Genomic DNA, 20,520 nt, shown 5'->3' with positions numbered 1-20,520 from the left:
ATTTAGCGAGCAATGACCCGTGTTTGCGAGGCTGCGCGACACCGGCGCAGACACGACTTCGCCCGAGACGCAGTGCTCGGGCGAAGGGACATTGCGGGCTTCAGGCCAGGTCGGCCGAATGGCCTTCGGCCATGGCCACGATCACTTTGCGGCTGCCTTCGAACGGCGAACGAGCGTGGGCAGCGAGCATGTTGTCGAGCATCATCACGTCGCCTTCCTGCCAGGGGAAACTGACCATGCAGTCGTCCAGCACGGCGCGAATCTGCTCGAGCACCTCGTCTTCGATGGGCGTGCCGTCACCGTAATAGACGTTACGCGGCAGGTCCTCTTCATCGACGATGTCCAGCAGGCTTTCGCGCACCTCTGGCGGCAAGTTGGAGATGTGGAACAGGTGCGCCTGGTTGAACCAGACCATGTCGCCGGTGGTGGGGTGGCGCGCCACCGCCTGGCACACCTGGCGGGTGCGCAGTTCACCGTCGTCTTTCCATTCGCAGGTGATGCCGTGGGCGCGGCAGTAGGCCTCGACCTCGTCCTGGTCCTCGGTGTTGAACACCTGCTCCCAGGACACGTCCAGGCCGTTGCCGAAGTTGCGCACGTACATCAGCCCCTTGCTGACGAAGCGCTCGCGAATGTGCGCCGGCACGCGGCGGTAGACTTCACGGCTGTCGGCGATCGGCGTTTCGCCGCCGGAGCGTGCGGCGATCATGCTGTAGAACCAGATCTTCATCGGCCAATCGCGCGAGTAGGCTTGCTCGTTGTGCAGCGGGATGCTCTGGTGCGCCGGGTACTCGGTGGAGGTGTACACGCCCTGGGTCACGTTGGTGCGCGGCGTGGAGCCGAACTCGTAGTTGAGCAGCGGATGGCCGAAGCGCGCGGCGAACTGGCGGAACGCTTCGGCGCCGTCGAGCTGGAAACCGCGGAACAGCACGCCGCCATCGCGCAGCAGGTGCTCGTCTACCAGCACCTTGAGTTCATCGAACACCTCCAGCAGCCCGACGCCCTCCTCGGTCGCTTCGACCAGCAGCGGCAAACGCCCCTGCGCCGGCAGCAACGGACGCACGTTGAATCCCACGGCAACACCCATGACGGGCCTCCTTGTACACACTTTCATGGCAGGTTCGCGCAGGTCGCCAGGGCCCGCGGATCGGTATTGCTGTAGGAGACGGATCGCACCCGGAGCAAATTAGTCGTGCTCCCGGCCTTGGCTGTCCTGGGGCGACTGACTGGGGAGCGTGTAAGATGCGCATTCCCTCCGTTGCTGAGCCGTGACCATGAAAATCGCTGCCGCACAAATGGCCTGCGCCTGCGGCCTGATCGATCACAACATCACCCGGCAGGTCGCGGCGATCCGCCAGGCGGCCGACGCGCAGGTGCAGGCGCTGTTCTTCCCGGAACTGTCACTGACCGGCTACCCGCATATCGTGGGATTGCGTGCATGAGTGATCGGCGCCCCCAGCCTCCCGTCGCCGACTGGGTGATTCGCACGGCTCAACCCGGCAGCGTCGAGCGAATCGAGGCGTGGTTCGGCAGTCATGGCTACGACCCGCACCGCCACGACACCTATTCCATCGGCCGCACCCTGGCCGGTGTGCAGAGCTTCCACTACAAGGGTTCGCTGCGCCACGGCCTGCCTGGCAACACCTTGGTGCTGCACCCGGACGAGGTGCATGACGGCATGGCCGGCACCGAGGCCGGTTTTCGCTATCGCATGGCCTACATCGATCCGGCGCTGATCCAGAACGTGCTCGGTGGCGAGCCGTTGCCTTTCATTGGCGCCGGGCTGTCGGAGGATCCGCGTCTCTACCGGGCCAGCGAAGCCTTCGTGCAGGCACTGGACCATCCGCTCGACACGCTGGAGGAACAGGATGCGCTGTACGACCTGGCCATGGCCATGCGCGCCGTGGCCGGCAAACCGCGCGGTCGCAAGCGCCTGGACTTTGTGTCGGCCGAGCGCGCCCGGGCGTTCATCCTCGAACACCTGCACCAGGGCATCACCTTGGACATGCTCGAGCAGGCCAGCGGGCGCGAGCGCTGGAGCCTGTCGCGGGACTTTCGCACGCTCTACGGCACCAGTCCCTACCGCTTCGTCACCCTGCGCCGACTGGACAACGTCCGGCGCCTGATCCTCGATGGGTTCAGCTTGGTCGATGCCGCACTGGCCACCGGCTTCCATGACCAGAGCCACATGACCCGGCATTTCACCCGGTGTTATGGGGTGCCGCCGATGCGCTGGCTGGAGCGGCTGCATGCGAGCCACCACGTTGCAGGATCGTACAAGAAACGACCGATCTCCCCACTCTAGGCTGAGCGCTCCATTCAATGAGGAACGCTCATGTCCCCTTCGCAGAATCCATACGCCACGCATCCGGTGAACCTGTTGCAGAAAATCGACCTGATCGACCAGCAGTGGAGTCCCAGGGTCGTGGCACAGATGAACGATTACCAATTCAAGGTCGTGCGCATCGAAGGCGAATTCATCTGGCATTCGCACCCCGAAACCGACGAAGCCTTCATCGTGCTCGAAGGCATCCTGCGCATCGACCTGCCGGAGCGGTCAGTGCACGTCGCCGCCGGTGAGCTTTATGTGGTGCCCAAAGGCGTGAAGCACCGAACGGCGGCCGAAGGCGAGGCCAAGCTGATGATGATCGAGCCGCAGGGCGTGTTGAACACCGGACAGGAGGGCGGTGAGCGCACGGCGTTGAATGACGTGTGGATCTGAGGGGATGTTTCGCAACTGTGGCGGTGAGCGGTAGCACCGTTACGGTTGCCAATCGCGATGCCGGGCGAGCGCGGAGGCGAGTTCACGCGGGAAGTGCACTTACCCTTGCTTGGCGAACCTGCGCCGCTTCGCCATCAGTGCGCCCCCTATTCCTACCGCCATGGCGGATAACAGACCCAAGTTCAAACCTAGCCAGTGGGTCTGGCCTGCAAGAACAGCTCCCAGTCCGCCGACACCTATCAGCGCCGCCGCCAAATATGTTCGCAAAGCACCAGAACGCAGCAGTCTGTCCAACAGAAGGCCCAGGGCCAAGGCCAGGATCAGGTGAGTAAGGTCAGACATGCAGGCTCCGTCATACGCGGGTGGATAGCAATCGCACCACGCACCCTACCGATCCACTCCGTCCTCAATCGGCAAGCAACTTCGGCCTTTCACGTCAGCCGTTTCAGCAAGCCACATTTAGCCCAGCCCTACGACAACGACTTGACCATAGGCTGATAGACCAACCCCAGATGCTCACCGATCTCCCCGGCCTGCACGAAGCCGACACGTCGATAAGCCGGCACCGAGGGCAGTGAGGCATTCACCGTGACGGTCTCAACGCGCGCGTGAGCCAGCGCCGCGCTCATCAAACGCTGGCCAATGCCTTGACGCTGGCAGCCTGGCTCGACGAACAGCAGTGCCACATGGCGGCCTTCCTTGAGCTCCACCACGCCATTGATGGTCGCGTCCGAGAGGCACACCAGCAGCAGGTTGTCGCCGTGCATGCGTTCGGCCAGCGCCTGCTCGGTGACCCGTTTGGCGAAGGTGTCCACGCCTTGCGCCGACAGCGAAGGGGCGACGGCCTGGGTGAATGCAGCCAGGCACACGGCACTGGCGTCGGGCAGGTCGGAGGGAAGAAGCGCGCGAATGTGCAGGGTCGTCGTCCGTGGCAGCGATGGATCGCCATTGATAGCAGAACGCGTCTTGAAAGCCGAGCCGGTGTGCTGTGCAAGATCACCGTGGGCCTGTGGCGCAATGGTAACCATCCTTGTCACTGCCGGCTTCGAGCCCGACGCGCTGGTATGATGCAGCACATTTTTGTGACGTCTTCATGGCAAGGAACCCCGCTTCGTGAACAAGATTCTCGGCCACCCCCACGCACGCCTTGCCGCCCTGGCATTGCTGGTGGTGGGTCTACCTCTGGCCATCCGCGCCTGCCTGGGCTGGTCCGCCCCGCAGGGCTACCTTTCCGATCTGGCGCTCGGCAGCCTGTTGCTGCTGCTCCTGCAACGCAGCCCCTGGTGGCTGGCGCTGCCGCTGCTGCTGGCCTGGGCTGGATTGCTGGTGGCCTCGGCAGAACTGGTCAGCGCCGTTGGCCGCCTGCCCGACAGCGGCGACCTGACCTACCTGTTCGACCCGCAGTTCATGGAGAACTCCACCTCGGGCGCCCTCGCCCACCCCTGGCTACCCTGGACCTTGGGCGCCGGCATCCTCGGCTGGCTGCTGGTGCACTGGCGGCTGCGACGCCAGCCCCGTCCGGCGCTGCCCTGCGCCTCCTGGGTGGCGCCAATGGTGCTGTTCGCCGCCCACTGGGGCAGCGAGCACCTGCTGCCCTCGGACGCCGACCCTTGGCGTCAATACAGCCTCTCCCACCAGTTGCTCAGCACCGCTGGCGCCGACCTGCAGCTCAAGGCCCAAGGCTGGCTGGGCCACGACCTCAGCGTGACGCCACTGCCCAGCGCCGGCCTGACCCAGAGCGACCTGAACGGGCACAAGCTGCTGGACGCCCCCGGTCGAGCGCGCAATCTGTTGCTGATCACCCTCGAAGGCATCCCCGGCGCCTACCTGCGTGCCAATCGGCAGGCCCTGCACAGCGGTTACGACGACGAACTGATGCCCAATCTCAGCCGCTGGGCCGAACGCGGGATGAACACGCCAGACTATGTCCTGCACACCCATCAAACCATTCGCGGCCTGTACGCCATGCTCTGCGGCGACTACGACAAGCTCGCCAATGGCACGCCCAAGGGCGTCGAACTGCTTACTCAAGACGTGCGCAATCAGGCCTGCCTGCCGGCGCAATTGCGCCAGGCCGGCTTCACCACTCATTACCTGCAAGGCGCCGGACTGCGCTTCATGGCCAAGGACCGGATCATGCCGCACGTGGGCTTCGAGGCGGTGCACGGTGTCGAGTGGTTCACCAATGCCAACTACCTGGAGTTCCCTTGGGGCAAGGATGACCGCGCCTTCTTCGACGGTGCGCTGAGCTACGTCGGTGAACTGCGCAAACAGCGCCAGCCCTGGATGCTCACCTTGTTGACGGTCGGTACTCATCAGCCCTATTCCGCACCGCAGGACTACCTGGAGCGCTACGACACACCGAAACAGGCGGCTGTGGCCTATCTGGACGATGCGCTCGGGCAGTTCCTCGACAACCTCGAACGCCAAGGCGTGCTCGAAGATACCCTGGTGGTCGTCACTTCAGACGAATCGCACGGCATCGATGGCGTGCGCCTGGCCTCGGCCTGGGGCTTCAATCTGACCCTGGCGCCCGAGCACAAAGCCCTGCCTCGCCTCAAGCAAGGCACCTACGGTCATGTCGACCTGGCCACTTCGCTGCTCGATTACTTCGCCCTGCCCATCCCCGCCGCGCTGGCCGGGCGCTCTCTGCTGCGTGACTATGACAGCGGCCGGGAAATGATCTCCTTCACCAACGGCCTGTTGCGCTACCACGATGGCCAGGGCACCTTCAGCGAGTGCGATTTCCAGCAACGCTGCCGACGCTACGCCAGCGACGGTTTCATCGCCGACCAGGCGCGCCCGCTCGGGCGTGGCGAAAGCGCGCTGGGCCGACAGATCGGCGCGCTGGCCGGGGTGCTCGATCAATCGCTGCTGCACACGCCACTGAACCTGCGTTATCAGTTCGGCGGGCCGGCAGCGATCGCACTGAATCAGGACATTCGTGACGACTGGGCCGACAACCTGATCGGCGCGCAATACCTGGAGATGCCCGAAGGCACCCACACGCGGGTGCGGGTCAAGGTGCGCTCGCTCGACCCCGCCCACCGCGCGCACATCCAGCTCAAGGCCAAACAGCAGGAACAGGACGTACCGCTGGGCCTGCCCGAGGAAATCCTGGTGACTGCCGATCAGCCCATGGAGCTGGAGTTCGGTTTCGACAATCCGATCGAGCGCAAGGCGTTTTCCTTCCATCTGCTGGGCTATGGTGGCGGCGAAGTCGAGGTCAGCGATTTCAGCGTGATCACCGCCGTGCCCGGCGAAGATGAAGTGATCGAAGAGCTGCAGGACGATGGGCACATCGCCCAGTCGAGCTGATCGACCGAGCGGCGCGCGATTGACGGCTAACGGATCTGGTGCTTGTGCAACAACCGATAGAACGTGGGCCGCGAAACCCCTAATACCTTCGCGGCGATGCTCATGTTGTCGCTGTGCCGGTTGAGCACATCGCACAGCGCCTGGCGCTCGGCCCGGTGCTTGTAGTCCTCCAACGTGCCCAGCGGCGCCTGCGCATCGTCGAGGTCTTGCAGGCCCAGGTCGTGGGCTTCGATCTGCCGGCCCTCGGCCAGCACCAACCCGCGCCTGACTCGGTTGGCCAGCTCACGCACATTACCCGGCCACTCATGCCGGCCCATGGCCGCCAGCGCGTTGTCGCTGAACGAACGCGGCCGTCGTCCGGTTTCCAGGCTGTAGAAATGCGAGAAATGATGAGCCAGCATCGACAGGTCACCATGCCGCTCGCGCAGCGGGGCGGTCACCACTTGGAGGACGTTGAGTCGGTAGTACAGGTCTTCACGAAAGCGCCCGCGCTCGATCGCCTGCTCCAGGTCCACGTGGGTGGCTGCCAGCACCCGCGCATCGACCGCAATGGGCTGGCTGCCGCCGACCCGTTCGATGTGCTTTTCCTGCAGAAAGCGCAGCAGATTGGCTTGCAGCTCCAGAGGCAGGTCGCCAATTTCGTCGAGAAACAGGGTGCCGCCGTTGGCCGCTTCGATCCGCCCGACCTTGCGCTGATGGGCACCGGTAAAGGCACCCTTTTCGTGTCCGAACAGCTCGGACTGGATCAGGTGTTCAGGGATCGCGCCGCAGTTGATGGCAATGAACGGTTTGTTGTGTCGCTGCGACTGACGGTGCAGCGTGCGCGCCACCAGTTCCTTGCCGGTGCCACTTTCGCCACGGATCAGCACCGGTGACTCGGTCGGCGCCAGCTTGCCGAGCAGCTTGCGCAGTTCGCGCACCGGACGGCTCTCGCCCAGCAGTTCATGCTCGGGCTGCTCCAGCGGCAGTGTCTGTTTGCCGCGCAGGCGCGCCATCCCGAACGCGCGCCCCAAGGTCACCTGCACGCGCGACACGTCGAAGGGCAAGGTGTGGAAGTCGAAAAACCACTCACAGACGAAATCGCCGACATTCTGCAGACGCAATTCTTCGGCGCTGAGCACCGCGATCCATTCGGTATTGCTGCGCTTGATCAAGTCTTTGACGGCATCGGGGTGACGCAGGTGAGAGGCCTGCAGACGCAACAGGCCGATGTCGCAGGGATGCTCCAGCGCAGCGCCCAGGGTAGAACTGCGCACCGCCCAACCGGCGCTCTTGAGGCCAGGAAGCAGGCGATGACACTCATCACACGGATCGACGATCAGCAAACGGCGTTGCGTGGCGGGTTCGGGCATGACCTATCCTTGGCGCCAATTATCCGTTTTCCGACTAGAAACAGTGACTTGCGGCGCCCGGATTAACAGTAGCAATGAACTTGACGCTGCCCACTACCGTTGGTCTGCCAATGGCCGCCAAAAAAGAGCGCTGGGGAATTTATTTGAACAACTGTCGTCACACGCGGCGTACGGCATGGATGCAGACATGGCGCTGTTTAAAATTTTTCCATTGTCATGTGACTTCACCTGCAACCTGGAGCATCAGTACCCATAACCCCGCGCTGCACGCACTCATACATTCACGCACCGCGGACTTACACTTCGCTGTTTGGGACCAAAGAGAGACCGAACCATGAATGCCCCGCTCCGTGTCAACGAAGCACTGCTGATCGCCGACCACGCCTTCGAACCTTTCCAGTGCGTTGCCTGGGATGCACCCAACGGTACTGGTGAGTTGAGCCTGGCAGTGATCGACCGGACCAGCACCCGCATCGGCAGCAAACAAGTGTCCTCGCGCATCTATTCCGACCGCCGGCAATGGGTGAACCTGATCGAGGAAGTGCGTGCCGAATTGTTCCACAAAGGCTATGACCTGCAACCCTGGTCGATGCCCAAGTAACCCGTGTTACCCGCCCGCCTGACATCGACCTGTGTCAGGCGGGCAACTTTCAATGGCCTGGCTGGCAACTTTCAAACGGTGCGGTTTATTGTCGCGCCGGTCAATTGTTCAACACAGCTTGAACTGCTCGATATGCTGATAGTTCGCTTTTAGTTGCGCGGCGAGTTGCCGTGCGCGACCCAGACGCACCGGCGTCATTTCGATATCCACCAACTCGCACGGGCATGGCCAGGGCGCGAGGGCTTGCCAGCGCTGCAGACGGCCATCGGTGAGCACCAGGCAACGCTGCACCTCGTGCGGATAGGCTTTAGCGCGGCGCTGCAACCATTGTCGTGCCTGCTCCAGCGCCGCCAGCAGCGGCGTGCCGCCACCGGCGCCCAGCTCACGCAGCCACGGCTGCAACGCGGCGGACGCTTTCAGGCCATGGCGTTGCCAGCGCGGCGCGTTGCCACTGGCGGTCAGCAGCGTCAGACGCGCACGCTGGCGGTAGGCCTGGTCGAAGAAACTCTCCAGCAAACCTTTAGCCTGGGCCAACGCGCGATGACGGCGCGTCGAGGCCGAGGCGTCGACGATCACCAGCCACAACTGCGGCGCCTGCCCAAGGCGCTGCTGCCAACACAGTTGGTCGAGCCGCTGCGGCTTGCCTTTGAGCAAGGTCGGCACCCACGCCACACGGCCGCGCGCAGCCGCCTGGGCGCGCCCACGGTTGGCACCGACGCGCTTGTCGCTGCGCGGGCTGGCATCCGCGACCGCAGCGGCGCGGGCGCGGATGCTCAGGGCTTTTTTGCCCAGTTCGGCACCTCACGCCGCGCCTCGGCCGCCACCGGTTGCGCCGCCAACGCTCCCCAATCGCCCTGACCGCCCTGCCCCGGCGCTGCCGAACTGCCTGTCGAAGGCGGTGTTTCGGTCTCTGGCGACTGGGTCTGACGACGGCGATGGCGCAGGGCAAATTCGGCCACCGCCTCCACGTCCTCCTCGGCGATGGCCTCGGCGCCGCGCCAGACGGCATGGGCACGCGCGGCACGCAGCCAGACCAGGTCGGCACGCAGACCATCGACGCCCGCCGCGAAGCAACGCTCGGTGATCCAGGCCAGCGTCTGGTCGTCCAGGGCAATGTCGGACAGACGCTCGCGCGCCGCGCGGCAGCGATCGCGCAACTGCGCCTGAGCCTGGGCCCACTGCGCACAGAACGCCTGCGGGTCGCTGTCGAAGGCCAGGCGGCGGCGGATGATCTGCTGCCGCTCAGCCGGCGCCGGCACCCCTTCCAGGGCAATGTTCAGGCCGAAACGGTCGAGCAACTGCGGACGCAGCTCGCCTTCTTCAGGATTCATGGTGCCGATCAACACGAAGCGCGCCGCATGGCGGTGGGAAATGCCGTCGCGTTCGATGCGGTTGGTGCCGCTGGCGGCCACATCGAGCAACAGGTCCACCAGCGGGTCAGGCAACAGGTTGACCTCGTCCACATAGAGCACGCCGCCGTCGGCGTGGGCCAGCACCCCCGGCGAGAAGCGCGCCTGGCCCTGGCCCAGCGCGGCTTCCAGATCGAGGGTGCCGACCAGGCGCTCCTCGGTGGCGCCCAGCGGCAGGGTCACGAAAGGGCCGTCACCCAGCAGGTCGGCCAGCCCTCGGGCCAAGGTGCTCTTGGCCATGCCACGTGGGCCTTCGATCAGCACACCGCCGATCTTCGGATCGATGGCCGTCAGGCACAGGGCCAACTTGAGGTCGTCGGCGCCGACCACGGCGGCCAGCGGAAACTGCATAGGTTCGCTCATCTCAGGCGTGTTCCTCACCGTCGAGCAAGTGCTGCTCGAGGGCTTCGCGGTAGTCGCCCGGCGCCTGCCACAAACCGCGCTGCTGGGCTTCGAGCAGGCGTTCGGTCAGGTCATGCAGGGCATGCGGGTTGTGTTGGCGCATGAAATCGCGGGTACCAGGATCGAGCACATAGGCATCGGCCAGCGCCTGGTAATGGTAATCGTCGATCAGATGCGTGGTGGCGTCGAAGGCGAACAGGTTGTCCACGGTCGCGGCCAACTCGAAGGCGCCCTTGTAGCCATGACGCTTGACCCCGTCGATCCACTTGGGGTTCAGCGCTCGGGCGCGGATCACCCGGTTCAGCTCTTCTTTCAGGGTGCGGATGCGCGGTCGATCGACCTGGCTGTGATCGCCGTGGTAACTGGCCACGGTCTCCTGCGCCAGGGTTTCGGCTGCCGCCAGCATGCCGCCCTGGAACTGGTAGTAGTCGTTGGAGTCGAGCAGGTCATGCTCATGGTTGTCCTGGTTCTGCAACACCGCCTGGACCTGGCCCAGGCGCTGGGCGAACTGGGCGCGTGCCGGAGTACCCTCGTCGGCGCCGCCATAGGCATAGCCGCCATGGTTGAGGTAGACCTCGGCGAGGTCCGCGCGGGCCTGCCACAGGCGCCCATCGATGGCGTTCTGCACCCCAGCACCATAGGCGCCCGGTTTGGCACCGAACACCCGCCAGCCGGCCTGGCGCTGCGCCTGTTCGGCGGCCATGCCCTGCGCCAGCAGGGTTTCACGCTCGGCACGGACCCGGGCAGCCAGCGGGTTGAGGTCGTCCGGCTCGTCCAGTGCCGCCACCGCTTGCACCGCCGCGTCGAAGAGGCGGATGAGATTGCCGAAGGCATCGCGGAAAAAGCCGGAGACGCGCAAGGTCACATCAACCCGTGGCCGGTCGAGCACACTCAGCGGCAGGATCTCGAAGTCATCGACCCGCTGGCTGCCCGTGGCCCACACCGGCCGCACGCCCATCAGGGCCATGGCCTGGGCGATATCGTCGCCGCCGGTACGCATGGTCGCCGTCCCCCACACCGACAAGCCCAACTGGCGCAGGTGATCGCCATGCTCTTGCAGGTGACGCTCCAGAATCAGGTTGGCCGAGGCGAAGCCCAGCCTCCAGGCCGTGGTGGTGGGCAGGTTGCGCACATCCACGGTATAGAAGTTGCGCCCAGTGGGCAGCACGTCCAGACGCCCGCGACTTGGCGCACCACTCGGCCCGGCAGGCACGAAGCGCCCGGCCAGGGCCGCCAGCAGGCCGTCGATTTCGGCATCGCCACAGGCATCCAGGCTCGGTGCGACCTGCTCGTGCAGCGTATGCAGCACCGCCTGCACACCCTGCCAGCTCGGGGTATCGGGCGCGCGCTGGCGCGCTTCGATCAACGCCAAGGCAAGCAGCTCCAGACGCTCGCGGGTGTCGCCCTGGGTGCGCCAGGCACTCGTCACCACGTCCTGCAGCAGCGCCGGACGTGGTCCGTCCCAGGCCTGACCCAGGTCGCAATCCAACGGATCGAAGTCCAGTTGCAGCGCCCGCGCCAACGCCCGTAACAGGCTGGCATTGCCGTCGCGACCGTCGCCACGGTCGACCCGCAGCAACGCCAGCAGCGTGTCGCTGCGCAGGCGACCCTGGGGCGACTGGCCGAACACGTGCAGGCCGTCGCGAATCTGCGATTCCTTGAGGTCGCACAGGTAGGTGTCCAGGCGCGGCAGCCACACCGCAGCATCGTCCAGTTGACCTTCGAGCTGCAGGTCGCGGTCAATGTGGTTGGCCTTCACCAACTCGACGATGTCGCGCTGAAGCTCGCGGGCTCGCCGTGGGTCGAGCAATTGCGCTTCATAGTATTCGTCGGCCAGTTGCTCCAAATGGCGCAAAGGCCCGTAGGTTTCGGCGCGGGTCAACGGTGGCATCAAGTGATCGATGATCACCGCCTGGGTCCGGCGCTTGGCCTGAGCGCCCTCGCCTGGGTCGTTGACGATGAATGGATAGATGTTCGGCAACGGGCCGAGCAGTGCATCCGGCCAGCACTCGGCGGACAGGCCGACGCCCTTGCCGGGCAGCCATTCCAGGTTGCCATGCTTGCCGACATGGATCAGCGCATCGGCAGCGTAGACTGTGCGCAACCAGAAATAGAACGCCAGGTAGCCATGTGGGGGCACCAGGTCCGGATCGTGGTAGACCGCGCTGGGGTCCACCTGGTAGCCGCGCGCCGGCTGGATTCCAACGAAGGTCAGGCCCAGGCGCAGTCCTGCCACCATCATCCGCCCGCTGCGGAACATGGGGTCTTGCTCGGGTGCCCCCCAGCGCTCGCGCACTGCCCGCTGGTTGGCTTCGGGCAGTCGGGAGAAAGCCGCCAGATAGTCGTCCAGGGCCAGGCTCTGAGCACACGGGCGCTGGTCGAGGTGGTCCAGGTCGTTGGTCACGCCGCCGAGCAGGCGGTGAATCAGTGCGGTGCCGGTCGACGGCAGGTCGGCCACTGGATAGCCCTGGGCTTGCAGGGCCTTGAGGATGTTCAGGGCCGCACCCGGCGTGTCCAGACCGACGCCGTTGCCGATCCGGCCGTCACGGGTGGGGTAATTGGCCAGCACCAGCGCCACGCGCTTTTGCGCATTGGGCCGACGCGCCAGCTCGACCCACCGCCGCGCCAGTTCAGCGACGAAATCCATGCGCTCGGGATGGGCCTTGTAGCACACCACATCGGACTGGCTGCGTTCGCTGCGCCAGGCCAGGTCCTTGAAGCTCACGGGGCGCGTGATGATGCGCCCATCGAGCTCCGGCAGCACGATATGCATCGCCAGGTCGCGCGCCCCCAAGCCCTGCTCACTGGCTTCCCAGCCGGGCTGATTGTCCTGGGCGCAGATAGCCTGCAACACCGGCACGTCGCGGCGCAGCGGTCGCAGATTGGGGCGCTCGGGACTGGACAGGGCAAAACCGGTGGTGTTGATCACCACCTCGGCGCCGGCCTCATCGAGCCAGACTTGGACCTGCTCCAGGCACGCCATTTCCTTGAGGCTGGCAACCGCGATCGGCAACGGATTCAATCCGGCGGCTTGCAAGCGCTGGCAGAACACGTCGATGAAACCGGTATTGGCCGCCTGCAGGTGCGAGCGGTAGAACAGGATCGGGGCGGCCGGCTGTTCGGGCTGCCAGTGGCCATACCAGTCCTGCAACTGCGCGGCGGGTTTGTCGGGATGGTAGACGCTGGTACGCGGCAGCGGCTGCGGCGCGTCCCAGGTGTAGTCGCGGCCCAACCATTGGTTGGCCAGGCACTTGAACAGGTTCAGGGCATTGACCCGACCGCCCTGGCGCAGAAAGTGCCAGAGCCGCTCGGCCTGAGCGTCGGGCACCGTGCCCAGGCGGGTCAGCTCGGGGTCGGGTCGGTCGTCGCCCGGCACGAGAATCAGTTGCACGCCGCTGGCGGCCAGTTCGACCAGTTGCTCCACGCCATAGCGCCAGTAGCCGACGCCGCCGTGCAGCGACAGCAGGATCACCTTGGCGTGGCGCAGCACCTGATCGAAGTAGAGGTCCACCGAAGCATGGTTCTGCACCTGCATGGGATTGGCCAGGCGCAGGCTGGGAAAGTCGTCCGGCAACTGCTCGGCGGTGTCGGCGAGCAGCGCCAGGTGCGAATCACCGCTGCAGAGAATCACCAGGTCGGCGGGGGTCTGGCCGAGGTCGGCAATGCTGTCGTCCGGCACGAAGCCGCCGGGCTGGGTCCGCAGCAGGTGCATGGATCAGGCGCCCAGGGCCTGGCGCAGGCGCGCTTCGAGCTGGGCGGCATCGAGGTCCTGACCGATCAGCACCAGCCGGGTGATGCGCGGCTCGTCGGCGCGCCAGGCACGGTCGAAGTGCTTGTCGAAGCGCGTGCCGACGCCTTGGATCAGCAGGCGCATCGGTTTGCCGGGAATCGCGGCGAAGCCCTTGGCACGCAAGATGCCGAACTCGCCCACCAACTGCGCCAGCGCGTCGAGCAGCAGGCGCTCGTCGGCTTCGGGCAGGTCGATGGAGATGGAGTCGAAGGCGTCGTGATCGTGGTCGTCCTCTTCGCCGTCATGGTGCGAATCGTGATGGGTGCGGCGCGCATCGATGTGCGCTTCAGCCTGCGCGTCCAGGCCCAGCAGCACGTCCAGCGGCAGACGACCGCTGCTGGCCTCGATCACCTTGACCGCCGGTGGCAGTTCTTCGGCCACCTCGGCACGGACCTTGGCCAGGCCCTCGGCGTCGATCAGGTCAGCTTTGTTCAGCACCACCAGGTCGGCGCTGGCCAACTGGTCGGCGAACAGTTCGTGCAGGGGCGACTCGTGATCCAGGTTAGGGTCGAGTTTGCGCTGGGCATCGACCTGCTCGGGATAGGCGGCGAAGGTGCCGGCAGCCACGGCCGGGCTGTCGACCACGGTAATCACTGCATCGACGGTGCAGGCGTTGCGGATTTCCGGCCACTGGAAGGCTTGCACCAAGGGTTTGGGCAGCGCCAGGCCGCTGGTCTCGATGAGGATGTGGTCCAGGTCGCCACGGCGCGCCACCAACTCGCGCATCACCGGGAAGAACTCTTCCTGCACCGTGCAGCACAGGCAGCCGTTGGCCAGCTCGTAGACGCGGCCGTTGGCTTCTTCCTCGCTACAGCCGATGCTGCACTGCTTGAGGATCTCGCCGTCGATGCCCAGCTCGCCGAATTCGTTGACGATGACCGCGATGCGCCGGCCTTGGGCGTTGTCGAGCATGTGCCGGAGCAAGGTGGTCTTGCCCGAGCCGAGGAAGCCGGTGACGATGGTGACCGGAAGTTTGGCCAGTGTTTTCATGTGGCAATGCCCTTGGCAGCAATGGTGCGGGCATGCGGGACGAGCGCCTCGGCCGAGCGGCCGGGCACGTTCGCCACCGGATCACCCCGCCCGGTTGAAGGTCGAAAACGTCACGAGGCAGGTCTCCTGGCTTGCACTGCACGGCCTCGGGCCGTTAGTTCGACGCCTTCCCGCACGTGCAGTGGCTGTGTCGAACCTGTTCAGTGCTTACAGTTGCGGGGGCAGCCGCGGCTTGGACCGCGTTCCCGTCTTAGGCTCTGCCTGAAATGTGTCTGCACTCGCCCATACGGCGTTGAAACGGGGCTCGAAATGCTCATGTACTCCAGTACACTGCGCTTTCTCACCCCGTTTCGCCTTGTCTGGCCTTCGCGCAGACACATTTCAGACAGACCCAAGCTCCGGTCGGGCCGGAGAACCTCGAACCGGCAAGGCTACGCAGTGGGGCGCAGGTGGTCAACCGTCTCGCGCCGACAGGCGGCCACTACCATCCTTCGCCGGCCAGAAGCTGCTTGAGCGTATCGGCCAGGGCCTTGACCATACCGTCGGCGCTGGGCCGATGGACGATGACGATCTCGTAGCTGTCCACCTCCGGCAGCCCCTGCGCTGTCCCCAGTACGCGGTGCTCGTCGGTGGCTGCACGCGGTGGCAGGAGGCTCACGCCCATGCCGTTGGCGACTGCCGCCTGGATGCCGGACAGGCTGGAGCTGGTGAAGCTGATGCGCCAGCGGCGGCCCATGCCCTCGATGGCCTGGATCATGTCTTCGCGGTACAGGCCGCGCGGCGGGAACGTCACCAGTGGCACCGGGTCCAGCTCGAAGGTGGGCAGTTGCAGGCTGTCGATCCATTGCAGCGGCTCCGGCCAGCAAGCCAGGCCCTCGCGGCTGTTGCGCCTTTGTTTGAGCAGCACCAGGTCCAGCTCGCCGTTGTCGTAGGCCTGGCTCAGGTCGCGGCACAGGCCACTGGTGACCTCCAGCTTGACTTGCGGATACTGGCGGCTGAAGGCTGACAGTGCATGGGTGGTACGGCCGCCGACGAAGTCTTCGGGTACACCCAGGCGCACGGTCACGCCGACCGAGGCCCCGGCCAGGGCCTCGAGCATCTGGTCATTGAGCGCAAGCATGTGCCGGGCGTAGCCGAGCAGGGTCTGGCCGGCGTCGGTGGGCAGCACGTCGCGGTGACCGCGCACCAGCAGGCGATGGCCGACCATCTCTTCCAGGCGGCGGACCTTCTGGCTGATGGTCGACTGGGTCGAGTGCAGGCGAGCAGCGGCGGTGGTGAAACTGCCGCAATCGGCCACCACGACGATGGCGCGGAGCAAGTCGAGGTCGAACAGCGCTCTATTCGGTTTGACGCTGGTGTGCATCGCAGTATTCGATTCGCGAATGGAAGAACGGCGTTCTAACACAGCCCCGCCGCCCCGGCAATCGCGCAGGTATTCGCAAAGCCACTGCGCGTCATCCAGATAATTCGTTTCAGTCCGCTGCGTCTGATCTCCTAGGATGAACCTTCGTACCCAGGAGACCGCCTCATGCGCATGCCCCTCATCGCCTGCCTGCTGGCTGCGCTCACCTGCCCTATGGCCCACGCCGAGACCTCGCCCATGGACACCCGCCTGCTGTACGCCGCCCAGCGCGGCGATGCCCCCGCCATCGGCCGCCTGCTCAGAGAGTCGGTGGATCTTGAGCGTCGCGATGCGCAAGGTCGCACATCGTTGATGCTGGCAACCCATGGCAACCATGTCGAGGCGGCCCGGGTATTGATCGAGGCCGGAGCGGACGTCAACGCCAAGGACGCCATCCACGACAGCCCCTACCTGTATGCCGGCGCGCGGGGCCTGAATCAGATCCTGCGCCTGACCCTGGACCACGGCGCTGACCTGGCCAGCACCAACCGCTATGGCGGCACGGCGCTGATCCCGGCTGCCGAGCGCGGCCATGTGGACACGGTGCAGATGCTGATCGACGCCGGGGTCGAGGTGAACCACCTCAACCGCCTGCATTGGACCGCCCTGCTGGAGGCGGTGATTCTCGGCGATGGCGGCCCTCGGCACGTCGAGATCGTGAAACGGCTGCTGGCCGCCGGCGCCGACCCGACGATCGCCGACAAGGACGGCGTGACCGCACTGGCCCATGCCAAGGCGCGCGGCTATGCGCAGATGGTGGCGCTGCTCGAACCCTGACGCCGCCCCCTACACGGCCTCGTACGGCAGGCCCACGTAGTTCTCGGCGATGTTCACCAGGCCGGCTGGCGAGTTCAGGAAGTACTCGCGGTCGGCCTCCTGCATCTTTTGGTCCCAGGCATCTTTGTGCTCACCGAAATCGTGCAGCAACTGCGTCATGAACCAGCTGAAGCGCTCGCCTTTCCACACTCGCCGCAACGCCAGCTCGGAGTAGCGCTGCAACAGCTCGGTGCGGCCTTCGCGGTAGACCTTGAGCAGGATGCGGTACAGGTAATTGACGTCGGAGGCGGCCAAGTTGAGCCCCTTGGCCCCGGTAGGCGGGACGATGTGCGCCGCATCGCCGACCAGGAACAGGTGGCCGTACTGCATCGGCTCCACCACCAGGCTGCGCAGCGGGGCGATGCTCTTCTCCAGCGCAGGTCCGGTGACCAGGCGCTCGGCGACCTCTTCGGGCAGCCGCGCCTTGAGTTCGTCCCAGAAGCGATCGTCCGACCAGTCCTCGACCCGCTCCTGCAGCGGTACCTGCAAGTAGTAGCGGCTGCGGGTGGCAGAACGTTGACTGCACAGCACGAAGCCACGGTCGTGGTGGGCGTAGATCAGCTCATGGTTGACCGGCGGAGTATCGGACAGCAGCCCCAGCCAGCCGAATGGATAGACCCGCTCGTACTGCTTGAGCACGCCCTCGGGAATGCTCTGGCGCGAAACGCCATGGAAGCCGTCGCAGCCGGCGATATAGTCGCAGTCCACACGTTGCACCTGGCCTTCGTGCTCGAACGTGACGTAGGGCTGCTCATCCTTCAGGCCATGGGGCTGGACGTTACTGACGCCGTAGAAGATCGGCGCCCCGCTCTGCTCGCGGGCCTGCATGAGGTCGCGGGTCACTTCGGTCTGGCCGTAGACCATCACGGTCTTGCCGCCGGTCAGGGCCTTGAGGTCCAGTCGCTGGCGACGACCACCGAACAGCAGTTCAACGCCTTCGTGCACCAGTCCTTCGCGGTCCATGCGCGCCGAGACGCCCGCCTCGCGCAGCAGATCGACCGTGCCTTGTTCAAGCACGCCGGCACGGATGCGCCCGAGCACGTAGTCCGGCGTCTGCCGTTCGAGGATCAGCGTGTCGATACCGGCCTGGTGCAGCAGTTGGCCGAGCAGCAGGCCAGAAGGACCGGCACCAATGATTGCAACCTGAGTTTTCATTGTTGTTGTCTCGCCTTGTCGGTGCCGGACTGGCAATAGCCGGCACGGATGATTAGGGTATGCCCCTGTATTTTTACTGGCGAAATCTGCTGAAAAGCTGTGTTATCCAATAGAAAAACTGCACTTTCGAAAATCTTGTGCGATCAGCGAACAGGTTCCCACGATGAAATCCTCGCTTCCCGGCGTGCCGCTGTTCCAGCTCTACGGCGAAAACCACACCTGGCCTGGCACCGACCTGCTGCACTGCGAATCGATTCCGGCCCGTAGCCGCCTGCACCACTGGGAAATCAAGCCGCACCGACATGCCGAGCTGTTCCAGTTGCTCTACGTACAACGTGGCCGGGCGGTGGTGGAAATCGAGGGACGCCGCCGCGAAATCGAAGAGGCGGCGATTCAGGTGGTACCGCCACTGACCGTGCATGGCTTTCACTTCAGCGCCGATATCCAGGGGCATGTACTGACCTTCGGCCCCGCGCTGGTGGCCGAACTCGAGCAGCGCCTGGACGCGCCGCTGGCAGTGCTGACCTCGCCCGGATGCTACGCCTTGGGCCGCGACCGGGCGCGTCTGCGTGGCCTGATCGAGACGCTGCAACAGGAATACGACGGCAGCGCCCCAGGGCGTGCGGCCATGCTCGACGCACTGGTGAGCGCCTTGATGGTGTGGATCAGCCGACGCCAGCAACTGGGCCTGGCCCCGCGCAATCGCGATGAACGCGACCGCCATCTGCTCGGGCAGTACCTGCGTTTGGTCGAGGCGCACTATCGCGAGCACCTGCCGATCGAGACCTACGCCGCCCGCCTGGGCATTACCAGCCTGCAACTGAACCAGCTGTGCCGCGCCCTCAGCGCCCAGAGCGCGTTGCAGGTGATCCATCAGCGGCTGTTGCTCGAAGCCCGGCGCAGCCTGGTGTACACGCGCATGAGCATTGGCCAGTTGTCCGACCGCCTGGGCTTCAGCGATCCCACCTACTTCGCGCGCTTCTTCAAGCGCCTGAGCGGGCAGACGCCCAATGCCTATCGACGGACCGCCAGCGAGGATGTGCCTTGACGTAAACGTCAAGCTGCCAGTAGTTTAGCCGCACCGTGCACGCCCGGAGTCGCCACCGCTGCACCGCCATAGGAGCATCACCATGTCATTACCCGCACAGGTCCGCCTGGTCGAAGTCGGCCCGCGCGACGGCCTGCAGAACGAATCCCGCCCGATCAGCGTCGCCGACAAGGTGCGCCTGGTGGACGATCTCAGCGATGCCGGGCTGCGCTACATCGAAGTGGGCAGTTTCGTCTCGCCCAAGTGGGTGCCGCAGATGGCCGGCTCGGCCGAGGTGTTCGCCGGCATCCGCCAGCAGCCTGGCGTCACCTATGCTGCCCTGGCGCCGAACCTGCGCGGCTTCGAGGACGCCGTGGCGGCGGGTGTGCGCGAGGTGGCCGTGTTCGCCGCTGCCTCCGAAGCCTTTTCCCAACGCAACATCAATTGCTCGATCAGCCAGAGCCTGCAGCGCTTCGAGCCAATCATGGACGCCGCGCGCCAGCAGCAGGTGCGGGTACGCGGCTATGTCTCCTGCGTGCTGGGCTGCCCGTACGAGGGCCGGGTGGACCCTGCGCAAGTGGCAGCAGTGGCGCGAGCGCTGCACGACATGGGCTGCTACGAAGTGTCGCTGGGCGACACCCTCGGCACCGGCACTGCGGGCGACACTCGGCGCCTGTTCGAGGTGGTGTCGGCGCAGGTGCCGCGCGAGCAGTTGGCCGGTCACTTCCACGACACCTACGGACAGGCACTGGCCAATGTCTATGCCAGCCTGCTCGAAGGCATCAGCGTGTTCGACAGTTCGGTAGCGGGGCTGGGAGGCTGTCCATACGCCAAGGGCGCCACCGGCAATATCGCCACCGAAGACGTGCTGTATCTGCTGCAAGGGCTGGGTATCGAGACCGGCGTCGATCTGGACACGCTGATCATGGCCGGTCAGCGGATCAGTCAGGTGCTGGGCCGTGACAACGGCTCACGGGTGGCGCGGGCGCGACTGGCCAAGTAAGGCTGCTTGGCAAACTAACCCACGCAACTATTCAGGCCGCCCAGGGCGACAGCGCCGGAATGCCGCTGGCCAGCAGCGCCTGGGCGGTGGGGTTGAGCGATGCCCGTTGCAAGGCCTTGCGCGCCACCCAGGTGCAGGCCGCGATCTCGCTGCGCGCGGCGGGCTTGTCGCCGGGATACAAGTGGGTGATGAACAGGTAATGGCACACCCCGGCAATTTCCAGGCTGCACAGCTGCAGCAGTTCCTTGCCGCTCAAGCCGGTTTCCTCGTAAAGCTCCCGAGCTGCCGCCACGCGCGGCGACTCGCCGCGCTCGACGGTGCCCCCGGGGAAATTCCAGCGTCCGCCTTTCTTGCGCACGAGCAACACCTGCCCCTCGTGGAAACAAATGACGGTAGCTCTGTATTTTTCAGGAAGATTGGCGTGGGGCATCGGACCTGCTCATGACCGGAAATCACTGTGTGACAGTTTTGTTACATAGTTTGACCGGCAAGTCTGACGCCAAGTTCACCACTGAAGACACACAGCGCCGATGATC

General features: G+C 65.3%; 18 protein-coding genes and 1 riboswitch. Of the genes, 8 read left to right on the top strand and 10 right to left on the bottom strand.

All coding sequences use genetic code 11. The features are described 5' to 3' along the window. Window positions 1–100: 100 nt before the first annotated feature. Window positions 101–1,084, bottom strand: a complete 984-nt coding sequence (locus ACK2SD_RS10965) for a TauD/TfdA family dioxygenase (RefSeq protein WP_412462118.1) — start codon at window positions 1,082–1,084, stop codon at window positions 101–103. Between the two features lie 187 nt (window positions 1,085–1,271). Here ACK2SD_RS10965 and ACK2SD_RS10960 point away from each other — a divergent pair, with 187 nt between their 5' ends. The 3 genes from ACK2SD_RS10960 to ACK2SD_RS10950 are packed head-to-tail and all read left to right on the top strand — an operon-like array spanning window position 1,272 to window position 2,719. Beyond that, a complete protein-coding gene (locus ACK2SD_RS10960; protein WP_317872554.1) occupies window positions 1,272–1,439 on the top strand; it encodes a nitrilase-related carbon-nitrogen hydrolase in 168 nt (55 codons plus the stop codon). Beyond that, window positions 1,436–2,302, top strand: a complete 867-nt coding sequence (locus tag ACK2SD_RS10955; protein WP_412462117.1) for an AraC family transcriptional regulator — start codon at window positions 1,436–1,438, stop codon at window positions 2,300–2,302. Before ACK2SD_RS10960 ends, ACK2SD_RS10955 begins: the two co-directional genes overlap by 4 nt. Before the next feature lie 30 nt (window positions 2,303–2,332). Beyond that, window positions 2,333–2,719, top strand: coding sequence for a cupin domain-containing protein (locus ACK2SD_RS10950; protein ID WP_412462116.1), 387 nt, complete (start codon window positions 2,333–2,335; stop codon window positions 2,717–2,719). A 470-nt stretch (window positions 2,720–3,189) separates the two neighbouring features. On the opposite strand, the gene ACK2SD_RS10945 is transcribed toward ACK2SD_RS10950, so the two are convergent. Next, window positions 3,190–3,636 (bottom strand): GNAT family N-acetyltransferase, encoded by a 447-nt coding sequence (locus ACK2SD_RS10945; protein WP_412462299.1) that lies wholly within the window; start codon window positions 3,634–3,636, stop codon window positions 3,190–3,192. A gap of 196 nt (window positions 3,637–3,832) precedes the next feature. Here ACK2SD_RS10945 and ACK2SD_RS10940 point away from each other — a divergent pair, with 196 nt between their 5' ends. Continuing rightward, window positions 3,833–6,037: an LTA synthase family protein gene (locus ACK2SD_RS10940; RefSeq protein WP_412462115.1), complete on the top strand. Its 2,205-nt coding sequence runs from the start codon at window positions 3,833–3,835 to the stop codon at window positions 6,035–6,037. Window positions 6,038–6,063: 26 nt separating this feature from the next. On the opposite strand, the gene ACK2SD_RS10935 is transcribed toward ACK2SD_RS10940, so the two are convergent. Next, window positions 6,064–7,389, bottom strand: coding sequence for a sigma-54 dependent transcriptional regulator (locus ACK2SD_RS10935; RefSeq protein ID WP_029613300.1), 1,326 nt, complete (start codon window positions 7,387–7,389; stop codon window positions 6,064–6,066). Window positions 7,390–7,723: 334 nt separating this feature from the next. On the opposite strand from ACK2SD_RS10935, the gene ACK2SD_RS10930 reads away from it, so the two are divergent. After that, the gene (locus ACK2SD_RS10930; RefSeq protein ID WP_029613301.1) at window positions 7,724–7,990 is read left to right on the top strand and encodes a hypothetical protein; all 267 of its coding nucleotides are present in this window, start codon (window positions 7,724–7,726) and stop codon (window positions 7,988–7,990) included. 108 nt (window positions 7,991–8,098) lie between these two features. Here the strand turns inward: ACK2SD_RS10930 and ACK2SD_RS10925 are convergent, their stop codons facing one another. From ACK2SD_RS10925 to ACK2SD_RS10905, 5 genes are all read right to left on the bottom strand, one after another. After that, entirely contained in the window at window positions 8,099–8,662 is a 564-nt protein-coding gene (locus ACK2SD_RS10925; RefSeq protein ID WP_412462114.1) for a vWA domain-containing protein, read from the bottom strand. 101 nt (window positions 8,663–8,763) lie between these two features. Continuing rightward, a complete protein-coding gene (locus ACK2SD_RS10920; RefSeq protein ID WP_412462113.1) occupies window positions 8,764–9,762 on the bottom strand; it encodes an ATP-binding protein in 999 nt (332 codons plus the stop codon). A gap of 1 nt (window position 9,763) precedes the next feature. Continuing rightward, on the bottom strand, window positions 9,764–13,513 hold the full coding sequence (gene cobN, locus ACK2SD_RS10915; protein WP_412462112.1) for a cobaltochelatase subunit CobN: 3,750 nt from the start codon (window positions 13,511–13,513) through the stop codon (window positions 9,764–9,766). Between the two features lie 3 nt (window positions 13,514–13,516). After that, window positions 13,517–14,581: a cobalamin biosynthesis protein CobW gene (cobW, locus tag ACK2SD_RS10910; protein WP_116888457.1), complete on the bottom strand. Its 1,065-nt coding sequence runs from the start codon at window positions 14,579–14,581 to the stop codon at window positions 13,517–13,519. 98 nt (window positions 14,582–14,679) lie between these two features. After that, window positions 14,680–14,861: riboswitch (cobalamin riboswitch) on the bottom strand. Window positions 14,862–15,062: 201 nt separating this feature from the next. Beyond that, a complete protein-coding gene (locus tag ACK2SD_RS10905; protein WP_412462111.1) occupies window positions 15,063–15,944 on the bottom strand; it encodes a LysR substrate-binding domain-containing protein in 882 nt (293 codons plus the stop codon). A gap of 165 nt (window positions 15,945–16,109) precedes the next feature. Here ACK2SD_RS10905 and ACK2SD_RS10900 point away from each other — a divergent pair, with 165 nt between their 5' ends. After that, the gene (locus ACK2SD_RS10900; RefSeq protein ID WP_412462110.1) at window positions 16,110–16,760 is read left to right on the top strand and encodes an ankyrin repeat domain-containing protein; all 651 of its coding nucleotides are present in this window, start codon (window positions 16,110–16,112) and stop codon (window positions 16,758–16,760) included. 9 nt (window positions 16,761–16,769) lie between these two features. Here ACK2SD_RS10900 and pobA read toward each other — a convergent pair whose 3' ends face one another. Further along, window positions 16,770–17,954, bottom strand: a complete 1,185-nt coding sequence (pobA, locus tag ACK2SD_RS10895) for a 4-hydroxybenzoate 3-monooxygenase (protein ID WP_412462109.1) — start codon at window positions 17,952–17,954, stop codon at window positions 16,770–16,772. A gap of 163 nt (window positions 17,955–18,117) precedes the next feature. On the opposite strand from pobA, the gene ACK2SD_RS10890 reads away from it, so the two are divergent. Further along, window positions 18,118–19,002, top strand: a complete 885-nt coding sequence (locus ACK2SD_RS10890) for a helix-turn-helix domain-containing protein (RefSeq protein ID WP_412462108.1) — start codon at window positions 18,118–18,120, stop codon at window positions 19,000–19,002. Window positions 19,003–19,084: 82 nt separating this feature from the next. Then, entirely contained in the window at window positions 19,085–19,984 is a 900-nt protein-coding gene (locus tag ACK2SD_RS10885) for a hydroxymethylglutaryl-CoA lyase (protein WP_039578282.1), read from the top strand. Window positions 19,985–20,015: 31 nt separating this feature from the next. Here ACK2SD_RS10885 and ACK2SD_RS10880 read toward each other — a convergent pair whose 3' ends face one another. Further along, entirely contained in the window at window positions 20,016–20,342 is a 327-nt protein-coding gene (locus ACK2SD_RS10880; RefSeq protein WP_412462107.1) for an NUDIX domain-containing protein, read from the bottom strand. Between the last annotated feature and the right edge of the window lie 178 nt (window positions 20,343–20,520).

Origin of the sequence: Pseudomonas sp. SC11, from assembly GCF_047039205.1 — a bacterium.
GTDB lineage: Bacteria > Pseudomonadota > Gammaproteobacteria > Pseudomonadales > Pseudomonadaceae > Aquipseudomonas > Aquipseudomonas boreofloridensis.
This window is presented reverse-complemented; position numbering and strand designations above follow the sequence as displayed.

Coding starts and splice junctions, on each gene's coding strand:
- ACK2SD_RS10900 (WP_412462110.1), top strand. CDS start 16,110: ATGCGCATGCCCCTCATCGCCTGCCTGCTGGCTGCGCTCACCTGCCCT.
- ACK2SD_RS10885 (WP_039578282.1), top strand. CDS start 19,085: ATGTCATTACCCGCACAGGTCCGCCTGGTCGAAGTCGGCCCGCGCGAC.
- ACK2SD_RS10930 (WP_029613301.1), top strand. CDS start 7,724: ATGAATGCCCCGCTCCGTGTCAACGAAGCACTGCTGATCGCCGACCAC.
- ACK2SD_RS10955 (WP_412462117.1), top strand. CDS start 1,436: ATGAGTGATCGGCGCCCCCAGCCTCCCGTCGCCGACTGGGTGATTCGC.
- ACK2SD_RS10890 (WP_412462108.1), top strand. CDS start 18,118: ATGAAATCCTCGCTTCCCGGCGTGCCGCTGTTCCAGCTCTACGGCGAA.
- cobN (WP_412462112.1), bottom strand. CDS start 13,513: ATGCACCTGCTGCGGACCCAGCCCGGCGGCTTCGTGCCGGACGACAGC.
- ACK2SD_RS10950 (WP_412462116.1), top strand. CDS start 2,333: ATGTCCCCTTCGCAGAATCCATACGCCACGCATCCGGTGAACCTGTTG.
- ACK2SD_RS10960 (WP_317872554.1), top strand. CDS start 1,272: ATGAAAATCGCTGCCGCACAAATGGCCTGCGCCTGCGGCCTGATCGAT.
- pobA (WP_412462109.1), bottom strand. CDS start 17,954: ATGAAAACTCAGGTTGCAATCATTGGTGCCGGTCCTTCTGGCCTGCTG.
- cobW (WP_116888457.1), bottom strand. CDS start 14,581: ATGAAAACACTGGCCAAACTTCCGGTCACCATCGTCACCGGCTTCCTC.
- ACK2SD_RS10935 (WP_029613300.1), bottom strand. CDS start 7,389: ATGCCCGAACCCGCCACGCAACGCCGTTTGCTGATCGTCGATCCGTGT.
- ACK2SD_RS10965 (WP_412462118.1), bottom strand. CDS start 1,084: ATGGGTGTTGCCGTGGGATTCAACGTGCGTCCGTTGCTGCCGGCGCAG.
- ACK2SD_RS10920 (WP_412462113.1), bottom strand. CDS start 9,762: ATGAGCGAACCTATGCAGTTTCCGCTGGCCGCCGTGGTCGGCGCCGAC.
- ACK2SD_RS10905 (WP_412462111.1), bottom strand. CDS start 15,944: ATGCACACCAGCGTCAAACCGAATAGAGCGCTGTTCGACCTCGACTTG.